The organism is Roseinatronobacter sp. S2 (assembly GCF_029581395.1).
In the GTDB taxonomy this organism is placed as follows: Bacteria; Pseudomonadota; Alphaproteobacteria; order Rhodobacterales; family Rhodobacteraceae; genus Roseinatronobacter.
In genome coordinates, this window is record NZ_CP121113.1 from 2,847,057 (window position 1) to 2,860,362 (window position 13,306).

At 61.5% G+C, this 13,306-nt stretch carries 12 protein-coding genes; 6 read left to right on the forward strand and 6 right to left on the reverse strand.

Features of this window, described 5'->3' with window-relative positions:
- Positions 1-67: 67 nt before the first annotated feature.
- Genes P8S53_RS13645 through P8S53_RS13670 form a run of 6 tightly spaced genes read left to right on the forward strand, consistent with a single transcriptional unit; the run spans position 68 to position 5,536 of the window.
- Positions 68-1,258 (forward strand): D-alanyl-D-alanine carboxypeptidase family protein, encoded by a 1,191-nt coding sequence (locus P8S53_RS13645; RefSeq protein WP_277804516.1) that lies wholly within the window; start codon positions 68-70, stop codon positions 1,256-1,258.
- Between the two features lie 2 nt (positions 1,259-1,260).
- The gene (tmk, locus tag P8S53_RS13650) at positions 1,261-1,905 is read left to right on the forward strand and encodes a dTMP kinase (protein ID WP_277804517.1); all 645 of its coding nucleotides are present in this window, start codon (positions 1,261-1,263) and stop codon (positions 1,903-1,905) included.
- Positions 1,902-3,002, forward strand: coding sequence for a DNA polymerase III subunit delta' (locus P8S53_RS13655; protein ID WP_277804518.1), 1,101 nt, complete (start codon positions 1,902-1,904; stop codon positions 3,000-3,002). The genes tmk and P8S53_RS13655 overlap by 4 nt, the downstream gene beginning before the upstream one ends.
- A 19-nt stretch (positions 3,003-3,021) precedes the next feature.
- Positions 3,022-3,807 carry a TatD family hydrolase gene (locus P8S53_RS13660; RefSeq protein WP_277804519.1) on the forward strand — a complete coding sequence of 262 codons (786 nt, stop codon included), beginning with the start codon at positions 3,022-3,024 and terminating at the stop codon, positions 3,805-3,807.
- A complete protein-coding gene (locus P8S53_RS13665) occupies positions 3,807-4,607 on the forward strand; it encodes an MBL fold metallo-hydrolase (protein ID WP_277804520.1) in 801 nt (266 codons plus the stop codon). The genes P8S53_RS13660 and P8S53_RS13665 overlap by 1 nt, the downstream gene beginning before the upstream one ends.
- Positions 4,607-5,536 carry an AEC family transporter gene (locus tag P8S53_RS13670; RefSeq protein WP_277804521.1) on the forward strand — a complete coding sequence of 310 codons (930 nt, stop codon included), beginning with the start codon at positions 4,607-4,609 and terminating at the stop codon, positions 5,534-5,536. The genes P8S53_RS13665 and P8S53_RS13670 overlap by 1 nt, the downstream gene beginning before the upstream one ends.
- A 339-nt stretch (positions 5,537-5,875) precedes the next feature.
- Here P8S53_RS13670 and P8S53_RS13675 read toward each other — a convergent pair whose 3' ends face one another.
- The 6 genes from P8S53_RS13675 to P8S53_RS13700 form a co-directional block, all read right to left on the reverse strand.
- Positions 5,876-6,475: a superoxide dismutase gene (locus P8S53_RS13675; RefSeq protein ID WP_277804522.1), complete on the reverse strand. Its 600-nt coding sequence runs from the start codon at positions 6,473-6,475 to the stop codon at positions 5,876-5,878.
- A 106-nt stretch (positions 6,476-6,581) separates the two neighbouring features.
- A complete protein-coding gene (locus tag P8S53_RS13680) occupies positions 6,582-7,148 on the reverse strand; it encodes a sarcosine oxidase subunit gamma (protein WP_277804523.1) in 567 nt (188 codons plus the stop codon).
- Positions 7,141-10,155 (reverse strand): sarcosine oxidase subunit alpha family protein, encoded by a 3,015-nt coding sequence (locus tag P8S53_RS13685; protein ID WP_277804524.1) that lies wholly within the window; start codon positions 10,153-10,155, stop codon positions 7,141-7,143. Before P8S53_RS13685 ends, P8S53_RS13680 begins: the two co-directional genes overlap by 8 nt.
- Entirely contained in the window at positions 10,152-10,475 is a 324-nt protein-coding gene (locus P8S53_RS13690) for a sarcosine oxidase subunit delta (protein WP_277804525.1), read from the reverse strand. The genes P8S53_RS13685 and P8S53_RS13690 overlap by 4 nt, the downstream gene beginning before the upstream one ends.
- A gap of 87 nt (positions 10,476-10,562) precedes the next feature.
- Positions 10,563-11,810, reverse strand: coding sequence for a sarcosine oxidase subunit beta family protein (locus P8S53_RS13695; protein WP_277804526.1), 1,248 nt, complete (start codon positions 11,808-11,810; stop codon positions 10,563-10,565).
- Positions 11,811-12,137: 327 nt separating this feature from the next.
- Positions 12,138-13,277, reverse strand: a complete 1,140-nt coding sequence (locus P8S53_RS13700) for an MFS transporter (protein WP_277804527.1) — start codon at positions 13,275-13,277, stop codon at positions 12,138-12,140.
- Positions 13,278-13,306: the final 29 nt, after the last annotated feature.

The following is a 13,306-nucleotide window of genomic DNA, read 5'->3' on the forward strand; positions in this document are numbered from 1 at the left end:
CACAAAGCCTGCCTTGCACCTGTGCAGACATGGACAAGACAGATTGACAGCAAGCGGGAACAACCTGATGCGCAACTTACTTCGCACCCATCTTCTTGGCCTTGCCTGCGCGGGGCTGGGCCTGACCGGCACTGGCACCGGCATGCAGGCGCTGGCCCAAACTGTGGCGGGGTTCGAAACCAACGCCACATCAGCCTATGTGCGCGACATGACCACGGGAACCGTGTTGCTGGACAAGGCCGCAGATGTGCCCCTGCCGCCCGCATCCATGTCAAAACTGATGACATTGCTGATGCTGTTCGAAGCACTGGAAGATGAACGCCTGTCGCTGGACACCACGTTTACCGTATCGCAACGCGCCTATCAGATGGGCGGGTCGCGTATGTTTCTGGAACCCACCGACCGCCCCACAGCCGAAGATCTGATCCGCGGGATCGCGGTTCTGTCGGGCAATGATGCAACTGTCGTCGTGGCCGAAGGGCTGGCAGGCACCGAAGATGCCTTTGCGCAAATGGCCACGCGCCGCGCGCGGGAATTGGGCATGCGCAACACCACCATCGCCAACGCATCGGGCTGGCCAGACCCCAACCACCTGATGTCCAAGCGCGATCTTGGCATTCTGGCCGAACATCTTATCATGACCTATCCGCAATATTACCCTTACCTGTCGGAGCGGGAATTCACCTGGAGCGGGATAACCCAACCCAACCGTGTGCCGCTTCTGAATGCGGGGATCGGGCTGGACGGGCTTAAGACCGGCTTCACCTCGGCGGCGGGCTATTCGCTGACCGGATCAGTGCAGCAAGGGGATCGTCGCATCATCTTTGCCTTTGGCGGCCTGGACAGCGAACGCGCACGCGTGCAGGAAGCCGAAGCGATCATCAACTGGGCCTTTCGCCAGTTCGCACAAGTGACCATCGCACGCGAAAACGAAGTCATGGCACAGGCCCCCGTCTGGCTAGGTGCGGAAGCCACCGTTCCGCTTGTCGTCGCCAAGGAAGCGAATATTCTGGTGCCTGCCATCGGCGCGCGTGATCTGGATGCGCGCGTTGTCTATGACGGGCCGATCCCTGCACCTGTTGTGGCAGGAACGCAGCTTGGCGAGTTGCTTGTAGACATTCCCGACATGGCACAGATGCGTATTCCGCTGGTCGCAGGCGCAGATGTGGCCGAAGGCGGGTTCACCGTGCGCGCGCAGGCTGCCGCATCACGGCTGTTCACCAAAATTCGCGGCGCCGGACAAGAGGCCATGAACTAGGCATGCTAAAGCGCCCCGATACCGGCATTTTCCTGACCTTCGAAGGTATTGACGGGTCGGGCAAATCCACGCAGGCCCGCGCTTTGGCTGCGGCCTTGCAGGCGGGCGGGCGCGACACGGTGCTGACCCGCGAACCGGGCGGGTCAACCGGGGCCGAGGCCATCCGCGCCCTGCTGGTCGAAGGGGCCGCAGACCGCTGGTCGCCCGAAACCGAAATCCTGCTGTTCAATGCCGCGCGCCGCGATCATCTGGAAAAAACCGTTCTGCCTGCACTGGCGCGCGGGGCCGTTGTCATTTCGGACCGGTTTGCCGATTCAACCCGCGTGTATCAAGGCGCGGCGCGCGCCAGTCTGCGCCCTTTGGTGGACCAGTTGCATGATCTGGTCATAGGCATGGAGCCGGACCTGACCTTCGTGATCGACATGGATGCCAAGATCGCATTGTCACGCGGGCTTGCACGCAATTCCGGCGAGGACAGGTTTGAAGATATGGGCGCAACATTTCAGCAAACACTGCGCGCAGGTTTTCTGGAACTGGCCCGCATGTCCCCCGAACGTGTGCAGGTGGTTGACGGTGCCCGCGACATGGCCGCCATCAGCGCCGATGTGCTGGCCGCCACGCGGGCCTTCATGGACGCGCGCGCATGAGCGATGCCACCGACCTGCCGCTTCCCGACCAGCTGGAAGGTGCGCCGCACCCGCGCCAGACGCCCGTTCTGTTTGGCCAACAGGGGGCAGAAAGCGCTTTTTTGCAGGCTTGCAATTCCGGCAGGTTGCATCATGGCTGGCTGATATGTGGCCCGCGCGGGGTGGGCAAGGCGACGCTGGCGTGGAAAATCGCGCGGTTTCTGCTGGCCAGTTCACTGGACGGGGACAGTATGTCTGCCGCGCACACGCTGGACATGCCCGAAGATCACCCCACCGTCAGGCGGGTGCGCGCGGGCGCGGATGGCGGTCTTCTGGTCATCCGGCGTGGGCGCGATGACAAGGGCAATCTGCGCCGCGACATTACCGTGGATGTTATGCGCAAACTGCACGGCTTTTTCGGGCTGTCGGCCACCGACGGCGGGCGGCGCGTGGTGATTGTGGATGCCGCCGACGACATGAACGCCAACGCGGCCAATGCGCTGCTGAAGGCGCTGGAAGAACCGCCCGCGAATGCCACCCTGCTGCTGGTCGCGCATCAACCCTCGCGCCTGCTGCCCACGATCCGGTCGCGCTGCCGCGAATTGCGGCTGCACCCGTTGCAGGGGCAGGACTTGCATTCAGCGCTGGAACAAGCTGGCATTTCCGACGCGCCCCCCGCGCTTGCGGAACTGTCCGGCGGGTCGGTGGGGGCTGCAATGTCATTGGCGCAGGGCGGTGGTGCGGAGATATATCAACGGCTGGTCACGCTGTTTGCAGGACTGCCACGGCTGGACCGGCAAGCGGCCATCGCACTGGCCGAAATGACCGCAGGCAAGGGCAATGACGCACGGTTCGATCTGCTGCTGACCCTCTATGAGTTGTTTCTGACGCGGCTGGCGCGCGCAGGCATTCTGGGACCTGGGCCGGAAGCGGTGCCGGGCGAAGCGGCCCTTCTGGCCCGCCTCGCCCCCCATGATGGGGCCGCGCGCGCCTATGCCGGTCTGGCCCAGCGGCTGGGGGCGCGCGCACGGCACGGGCGCGCAGTCAACCTTGACCCTGCCGCGCTGGTGCTTGATATGGTCTTGCAGACCGAAGCAGAGGCACGCAAGTTCCTTTGATCACACGCGCGGAGTGTTCATGCCCCAACCCCAGATCGTTGACAGCCATTGCCATCTTGATTTCCCCGAACTCTCGGTAGAACTGGACGCTGTGATTGACCGCGCACATGCGGCCGGTGTCACGCGTATGGTCACCATCTGCACCAAACTGCGTAACCTGCCGCAGGTTCAGGCCATTGCCGAAACCTATGACAGCGTGTTCTTTGCCGCAGGCACCCACCCGATGAGTGTGGCAGATGAACCCATGGCAAGCGTTGCCGAACTGGTGAAACTGGCAGCGCATCCGAAAATGGTGGGCATTGGCGAAACAGGGCTGGATTATCACTACACTGCCGACAGCAAGGACGTGCAGCAAGAAAGCCTGCGTATCCATATCGAAGCCGCGCGCCAGACGCGCCTGCCGCTGATCATTCACGCCCGCGACGCTGATGACGATATGGCCCGCATTCTGCGTGATGAATACCGCGCAGACCCCTATGATTGCGTGATGCATTGCTTTTCATCCAGTGCGGAACTGGCGCGCGCGGCGCTGGATCTGGGGTTTTATCTGTCCATGTCGGGCATTGCGGCCTTTCCCAAAAGCGCCGCCTTGCGCGATATTTTCACGGCCGCCCCGCTGGACCGTATTCTGGTGGAAACCGACGCCCCCTATCTGGCCCCGCCCCCCTTTCGCGGCAGGCGCAATGAACCGGCATACACGGTGCATACTGCGCAAATCGCAGCGCAGGCGTTCGGCATGGAGTATGCCGATTTTGCCGCAGCCACGTCGGCAAATTTTGACCGCCTGTTCTGGAAGGCCGCATAATGGCGGAATTACGCGCCACCATTCTGGGCTGCGGATCGTCGGGCGGTGTGCCGCGTCTGGGTGGGCATTGGGGGGATTGCGACCCTGTAAACCCCCGCAACACGCGCCGCCGCTGTTCACTGCTGCTGGAACGTATCAACGATGCGGGGGGGCGTACGCAGGTTTTGATCGACACATCCCCCGACATGCGCGCGCAACTGCTGGATGCGGGTATCGGGCGGCTGGATGCGGTGGTGTTCACCCATGCGCATGCCGATCATGTGCATGGCATAGATGATTTGCGCCAATTGGTGTTCAACACAGGCCAGCGTCTGGCCGTCTGGGCCGATGGCGCGACGCAGGATGCGCTTTATTCGCGCTTTGGCTATGCGTTCACCCAGCCGGTGGGGTCACCCTACCCGCCGATTCTGGACATGCACACGATTGACGGGGCCATCACCATTGATGGCGCAGGCGGCGCGTTGGTGCTGCACCCGATGCGCCTAAACCACGGGTCCATCGATGCGCTTGGTTTTCGGGCAGGCGGGCTGGCCTATACCCCTGATGTGGTGGAAATCTACGCTGAAAGCTGGACCCTGCTACAGGGGCTGGATATCTGGATTGTAGATGCCTTGCGCCGCAAACCACACCCGACTCATGCACATCTGGACATGACGCTGGGCTGGATTACGCGCGCCACCCCGAAACAAGCGGTGCTGACGAACATGCATATCGATCTGGACTATGCCAGCGTAGACACGGAAACGCCTGAAAATGTGACCCCTGCCTATGACGGTATGGTGCTGCGGCTGGATATCTGATGCAGGCGCTGGCGAATGTCATTTTGCCGGTTTTCCTGATTATCGGCTTTGGCTATGTCGCGCGCTGGCGCAAGCTGATCACGGATGCCCATGTTGATGGCGTGGTGCTGTTTACCCAGAATTTCGCCATTCCCTGCTTGCTGTTCGTGGCCATCGCGCGGCTGGATCTGGGGCAGGAGTTTGATCTGCGGCTGCTGGCCAGCTTCTATGCGGGGGCAATCATCTGCTTCGCGCTTGGGTTTGCGGGGGCGCGCTGGCTTTTCCGCCGCGATTGGGAAGATTGCGTGGCCATCGGCTTTGTCGCGTTGTTTTCAAATTCGCTGCTGCTGGGGCTGCCGATCACCGAACGCGCCTACGGGTTCGATGCACTGGCCGCGAACTTTGCCATCATCGCGGTGCATTCGCCCATCTGCTACGGAATTGGCATTACCGCCATGGAACTGGTGCGCAACCGTGGCGGGCGGCTGCGCGATACCGGCGCGCGGGTGCTGAAGGCGATGTTCCGCAACGCGCTGGTGATTGGAATCGCCTTGGGGTTTATCGTCAACCTGTCGGGGCTGCCCATTCCCGGTGTCATGGATCAGGCGCTGGACATGATGGTGCGCGCGGCCCTGCCTGCGGCGCTGTTCGGGCTTGGCGGGGTGCTGTATCGCTACCGCCCCGAAGGCGATTTGCGCACCATCGGGTTTGTTGTTGGCTTGTCGCTGATCGTGCATCCGGCCATCACCTTCGGGCTGGCGCATCTGCTGGGGGTTGGCACGCAAGGCATGCGGTCCGCCGTGGTCACGGCCGCGATGGCACCGGGGGTGAACGCCTATGTCTTTGCCAATCTTTATGGCCGCGCAAAACGTGTGGCGGCGTCCTCGGTGCTGATCGGGACGGCGGGCGTGATTGTCACGGGCTGGGTCTGGTTGCAGATACTGCCCTGAGTGCAGGGCGTGTGGTTGGTTTTTGACTGAAGGGGACGTTGGTGCTTGGATAAAGCCCGCGCCATCGGTGGGCCGGGGTCTGCCGGTCCGCCGCCAGTGAAGTTCACTTTATGCGGGCTGCATACTCCCATGATCAATAGCTTGGACTGCCATCAGAGTAATCGGCAGGCCGCGGGACGGCCCGCCGATGGCGCGGCGGCCTGCGGCCTTGATTCCGCGCCTTTGGGCATCTTCGCGCCATACAAGACAGCCTTGCAGGGCCATCACATATACCCCATGCACCCAACAAAAAAGGGGCGCCCGAACGGGCACCCCTTTGGCATTGCACTGGCGCAGAAATCACATGCGTGACGCCACATTTTCCCAGTTGACCAGCTTTTCAAGAAAGTTGCTCAGATAAGCAGGGCGCTTGTTGCGGAAGTCAATGTAATAGCTGTGCTCCCACACATCGCAGCCCAGCAGTGCGGTTTGACCAAAGCATAGCGGGTTCACGCCGTTTTCGGTCTTGGTGACCTTCAGCGACCCGTCCTTGTCCTTGACCAGCCAAGCCCAGCCCGACCCGAACTGACCGGCCCCTGCTGCGGAAAATTCTTCCTTGAACTTGTCCACGGACCCGAAGCTTTCGGTCAGCGCACTCGCCAGCTCGCCCGGCATGCCACCAGTGCCCGGACCCATCATTTCCCAGAACTGCACATGGTTCCAGTGCTGGCTGGCATTGTTGAAAATACCGGTTTGTGCCACGGCACCGGACTGATAGGTGCCGGTGATGATGTCTTCCACCGATTTGCCTTCCCATTCGGTGCCGGCAATCAGCTTGTTGCCATTGTCGACATAGGCCTTGTGGTGAATGTCATGGTGGAATTCCAGTGTTTCGCGGCTCATGCCCAGATCGGCCAGCGCATCATGCGAATACGGAAGGTCAGGAAGTTCGAAAGCCATGGTCTACCTCTTTTCGGTTATTGGTTCGCGACTGCCCTGAATAAGAGCCTTGAGGGCATGAACGTCAAGGGGCACAGCGCGGATTCCTGCCGACCGCCCTGATTTGTCAGGTATAAAGCGCGGGTTCAGAACCGGGTGCAGCCGCCGCAGACAACAGATCAAACATATATTGTGCGACCGACCGGAAGCACACCACCGTCACCTGATCTGCGCCCGACATCCAGACCGCAGCCGCCACCTGTGCCGCGCGGGTGCGGCGTATCTCACCTTGGTCAAATTCGCTGAAATCCACGGGGCAGATTTTGGCCAGCGCATCAAGGGCGCCCGCCCCTTGCAGCGTGAATACTGCCCTTGCATCCGACACATTTGCCACGGTCGCAAATTCACCTGCCAGCGCCTGTGCCAGCGTGTCCGCCACGGCCCCCGCCTGATCATAGGGCAGCATCAGTAACAGCTCATCAGGTGACATCCATGCCGCCGCCATGTCACCGGCACTGTTCACACAGCGCTGTGCGGGCATGTCCAGATCCATCACATCCTTCACCGCGCCCGCAATCGCGCCTGATGATAAATCCCCGCGCAAGGTGATCATGCCGCGCAAGCCCGCCTCGGACACAGTGACGAAGCCTGCGAAATGCGCGCCCGGCAGCGCGCTGGTTTCCCTGTCAGACATTTTGCTTCGCGCCTTCCTTGTCGATCAGCACGGGATCAATGATCCGCGCCTTGATGTCCTTGCCGCCGTCACCTGCAAATGTCAGCACATCGCCCATGCGGTCCGGCCCGTTCCTGACCAGCGCCATGGCAATGCCACGCCCCAGATTGGCGGAATAATAGGTCGATGTGACGCGCCCTTCGGTTTGCGCCTGTCCATTGGCGTTCTTGCCACCCGTCACGGCCAGCGCGGCATGCGGCAAAACCTGCCCGTCCAGCGTTTCAACGCCCACCAGTTTCCAGCGATCCGGGTTTACCATGGCTTCGCGTTCCATACCCCGCTTGCCCAGAAAATCGGCCTTTTTCTTGCTGATGGCCCAATCAAGCCCCAGATCCTGCGGGATGACCGTGCCATCTGTTTCATCCCCGATCATGATAAAGCCTTTTTCCGCGCGCAGAATATGCAGCGCTTCGGTCCCGTAAGGCATAAGGCCCAGATCGGCCCCTTCGTCCACAAGGCGGTCCCAGAAGGCGCGCCCCTGCCCTGCGGGCACGGCAATTTCAAACGACAGCTCGCCTGAAAAACTGATGCGGAACACGCGCGCGTCAAACCCAGCCAGCGTGCCGTCGCGCCATTCCATGAAGGGCAGCGCATCGCGGCTGACATCCATCCCGCCAAGGCGGTCCAGCAACACGCGCGCTTTGGGGCCGACGACCGCGAATTGGGCGAATTGCTCGGTCAGGTTGACGGTGTGAACCCGCCAGTCCCACCATTCGCATTGCAGCCAGTCTTCCATCCATGCATGAATATGATCCGCCCCGCCGCTGGTGGTGTGCACAAGGAAACTGTCCGCGTCAAGCCGCGCGACAACGCCATCATCCATCAGGAACCCGTTTTCATTGCACATCAGCCCGTAGCGGCATTTGCCGGGCTTCAGCGTGCTGATCATGTTGGTATAAAGCATGTCCAGAAAACGGCCTGCATCCGGCCCGCGCACAAGTATCTTGCCAAGGGTGGACGCATCCAGAAGGCCCACATTTTCGCGGGTGTTCTTCACCTCGCGGTTGACGGCATCATGACGCGTCTCCCCCCCGCGCACATAGGCGAATGGCCGCCGCCATTGGCCCACAGGTTCCCAATCCGCGCCATTGACAGTGTGCCAGTCATGCACAGGACTGCGCCGCAGGGGCTGGAAAATCGCGCCGCGCGCCTCTCCCGCGATGGCAGCAATGGAAATGGGCGTATAGGGCGGGCGGAAAGTGGTTGTGCCGGTTGCCGGAATGGGCTGGCCCAGCGCGTCGGACAGGATGGCCAGACCATTGATATTACTAAGCTTCCCCTGATCTGTTGCCATGCCAAGGGTGGTGTAGCGCTTGGTATGTTCGACCGATTGATACCCTTCGCGCGCAGAAAGCTGCACGTCGGACACTTTCACATCATTCTGGTAATCCAGCCACATTTTCATGCGCAAATCATAGCTGGCCTGCGCGGGCATCATCCAGACAGGTTGCATCGGGGCCTCAGCCGGTGCGATGGCCTGCGGGGCCGCATCGGGCTGGCCGTTTGCCCCCACTGCCTGCGCGGCCATGCGCGCGCAGCGATGGGCATCGCTCAGGACATCAAGCAATTCGCCATTGGCCGCCCCGCAGGCGCGCACAAACCCCGCCCCATCCGCGCCCAGTGGCGGGCGCGCAGGGTCGGGGCGGAAATAGCTGCCTGCCTCGTCCCAGATCAGCTTGCCGCCGCAATGCGACCACAGATGCACCACAGGCGACCAGCCGCCCGACATGGCGACCGCGTCGCAGTCTATGCTGCGTTCAACCGCGCCGCCGCTGCTGTCCTGACGGCAGATTTCCACGCCTGTCACGCGCTTGCCCCCCTTGACCTTGCGGATGGCGCGGCCTTCCAGAACCTCTATCCCCAAAGCGCGCGCACACGCGGGCAGATCGCCCGACGCAACGGCGCGGGGGTCTATGATTGCGGCCACATCAAGCCCTGCGTCATGCGCGGCAATGGCACTGCGATAGGCATCATCATTATTGGTGACAACAACAATACGCGCACCCGGTGCGACAGCATAATTCACAATATAGTCACGCAGCGCGCTGGCCAGCATCACACCCGGCACATCATTGCCCGCGAATGACAGCGGGCGTTCAATCGCCCCTGTGGCAGTGATGATCTGGCGCGCGCGCATGCGCCACAGACGGTGGCGGGGCGTATCAGCGCCCGGCATATGGTCGGCCACACGTTCATAGCCCAGCACATAGCCATGATCATGCACCCCCGCCCCCATGCAACGGGTGCGCAGCTGCACATTGTCCATGGCGTGCAGCCGCGCAACAGTGGCATTGATCCAGTCCTGCGCGGGCTGGCCGTCGATCTGTGCGCCATCCACAGGCGCGCGCCCGCCCCAATGGGCCGTCTGTTCCCACAACGTGACCTTGGCCCCGCTTTGCCCCGCAGCCAGTGCGGCCTGTAGCCCCGCAATGCCACCGCCAAGAACCAGAATATCAGTGAATGCATAAATCTGTTCATAACGATCAGGATCGCGCGCATCAGGCGCAGGCGCCTTGCCCAGACCGGCAGAACGGCGGATGAGGGGTTCATAGACATGTTTCCAGAACGCGCGCGGGCGCAGGAATGTCTTGTAATAAAACCCCGCCGTCAGAAATTGCGGCACCAGATTATTGACCGAGAGCAGGTCAAATTCCAGAGAGGGCCAGTGGTTCTGGCTGACAGCTTCCAGCCCGTCGAACAATTCGGTGGTCGTGGCACTTTGGTTCGGTTCATACCGGTTGCCCTGCCCAAGGCCCAGCAGGGCATTGGGTTCTTCCGCGCCCGCTGCCACAACCCCGCGCGGGCGGTGGTATTTGAACGACCGGCCCAGCAACATCTGGTCATTGGCCAGCAGGCTGGCCGCGACCGTGTCGCCCTGAAACCCGGCCATAGATTTGCCGTTGAAGGTGAAGTTCTGCGACTTGCTGCGGTCGATCAACCGCCCGCCCTTGGGCAAACGATGGCTCATGCAAAACCCTCCCATTCGGGGCGTCTGGCCTTGATCGCGGCTATGATATCGGCAGGGGGTTCGGTGGTCTGCGCGGGATAGGTCCCGAACACTTCCAGTGTCATCGTGCAGCGCGCCGCCAGAAACCACTTGCCGCAGCCATAGGCATGACGCCAGCGTTCAAAATGCACCCCGCGCGGGTTCTTGCGGTTGAACATGTAGGATTCGTAATCGCGATCCGGCGATCCCGGACCATAGCGCTTCAGATGCGCCTCTCCGCCGGGGCTGAATTCGGTTTCCTCGGCGGTGACGCCGCAGCAGGGGCAGGTCAGGATGAGCATTGTTCCTCCTTCGGGGAAGGCCGGGCGCTGCCCCGGACCCCGGGATATTTCCACCAGAATGAATGAGGCGTGAGGGGTGCTCCGGCATCAATGCGCCACCCCCGCTGCCACGCTTTCATCAATAAAGCGCCCCTCGCGGAAGCGGGTCATGGAAAATTCGGCGGCCAGTGGTCCCGGCTCTCCCTTGGCGATCAGTTCGGCCATGGCCCAGCCCGACCCCGGCGTGGCCTTGAAGCCCCCTGTGCCCCAGCCGCAATTGATGAAGCAGTTCCCAAGCGGCGTTTTGGAAATGATGGGCGAGCGGTCGCCTGTCATATCGACAATGCCGCCCCATTGGCGCAGCATTTTCAGGCGTGAGATCATGGGGAATGTTTCCACCAGCGCGCGCACGGTTTCTTCAATATGGTGCCATGATCCGCGTTGTGTGTAGTTGTTGAACCCGTCCGCGCCGCCGCCGATGACCATTTCGCCCTTGTCGGATTGCGACATGTAGCCATGCACCGTGTTGGCCATGACCACCACATCCATGCAGGGCTTGACCGGTTCGGACACCAGCGCCTGAAGCGCCACGGATTCGACCGGCAGGCGAAAGCCCGCCATATCTGCCAGCGCGCCCGAATGCCCCGCAACCACGATGCCCAGCTTCTTGCAACTGATCGTGCCCTTGGTGGTGTTGACGGCGGTGACCTGCCCGCCCGCGGCCTCGACACCGGTGACCGCGCATTGCTCGATAATATGCATGCCCATGTCGGAACACGCCCGCGCAAACCCCCACGCCACCGCATCATGACGCGCCGTGCCGCCGCGCGCCTGCCACAGCGCACCCAGCACAGGATAGCGCGGCCCGTCCAGATTGATGATCGGCACCAGTTTCTTGACCTCGGCGGGCTGGATGAAGCGCGTTTGCACCCCTTGCAAGGCATTCGCGCGTTCGGTGCGCAGATAGCCGCGTTTTTCATGTTCGGTCTGGGCCAGCATCATCACCCCGCGCGGGCTGAACATGACGTTATAGTTCAGATTCTGCGACAGGGTTTCAAACAGCGCGCGTGATTTCTCATACAATGCCGCTGACGGGTCTTGCAGGTAATTCGAGCGGATGATGGTGGTATTGCGTCCGGTATTGCCACCGCCAAGCCAGCCTTTGTCAATGACGGCCACATTGGTGATGCCGAAATTGCGGCCCAGATAATAGGCCGTAGCCAGACCATGCCCACCCGCGCCCACAATGACCACATCATAGGAACTGCCCGGTTCGGGACTGGCCCAGGCGTGGGACCAGCCCTTGTGCTGGCGAAGCGCCTCTCTGGCGATGGCGAAGGCGGAGTAGCGTTTCATGCGCGGATGCTCCTGAGGGTGGTCGGTGCGCTGACCTGCCTTGTGACCTAACGCAGATTACCTTGGTGATCCAGAAGCGTCATTATTCGGGCGAAAACCGAAATCAAGCTGCGACTGTTTGTCATTTCTTGCGGGCTGGTCTTGCGGGCTGGTCTTGCGGGCTGGTCTTGCGGGTTGGCCCTACAGGCCGGCGTGCATGGGGCGAAATGATGACGGTCTGGATCGGCCCTGTAAGCGCGCCCGCACTGCAGGGTGCGTTCTGTCGCGGGAATGGTCTGTTTGATGCCCGCTTCCGCCCCTTGTTCTTTCCGAACCCCGCGATGCGCGTTAGACATCGCCTTCGTCACTGCGGCGTGTCCTGTCCACCATCAAGGTGGCAACAACTGCGCCAAATGCGCAAAGCGACGCAGTGAAGATGAAAACATAGCCGCTGCCGATCGGATAAAGCTGCGCGCCCGCCAGAATGGCCAGCGCTGTAATCAGTCCTGCGGCGGCATAATAGACGCCCGTTGCACTTGAAAGAAACTGTGGCGCAATGTTGTGCCGCATATAGGACGCGACGCCGACTTGCCCGAGGCCAAGCGTGGCACCTTGCAGGACCTGAACAACAAGCGTCGGCGCAAGTTCTGCCGACAGGCCGAAAATGCCCCAGCGCAGAATGCCCGCAATACAGGCGATAAGAATGATCTTCCCCGGTGCAAGGCGCGCGGTGATGCGTTTGCCGAATGCGAAGGCAACAATCTCGACCCCGACGCCCAGGCCCCAGAAAATGCCGATGACTGAAGTTGAATGTCCTGCCTCCAGCCAGCGGAAAGTGCTGAATGCATAAAAGACGCCATGGCATGCCTGGGAAATCGCAGCACTTCCAAGCAGCAATAGGAAGCCACGATTGCGCAGGGCACGCAGGATTACGGTGGTCGTGATTGCAGGCTGGGCACCGCGCGCCCGGGCCGGGAGGGTGTTTGATGTAACAATCTTCGCCAGCAGGATCACAAGGAGCAGATAAAGGATCACCCTTGTGTCGAACCAGTCAACAAGGACCCCGCAAAGCAGGGTCGTGGCGACAACGGATGCGGAACCCCAGGCCCGCACCTGACCGAAATCCAGCCTGTAAGCGGACAGATTCGCAATCAGGATCGATTCAGCCAATGGCACGAGCGGTGAAATAAGCGCCCGATACATCAGGAATACCATGACAACCGCGAGCGCGCCGCTGCTTGCAGTCAAAGCAAGCGTCGCAAATGTCGCGCCGATGACAAGCGCGACAAGGATCGCCTTGTTCAGGCGCGTGCGGTCAGCGAACGTGCCGACCAACGGGTTGATGACAACGGCAATGATTGCTGCCGCTGCCATGCACATTCCGACGGTCGCCTCGCTAAGCCCCTGGGCCTTCAGCCAGAGGGGCATGAAGGTGATCCCGACAGCAATCTGTGCATAAAGCGCAACATAGAATGCGTAAAATGCCATGCGCGCTTTTCCCGCCAACCGATTGCTGC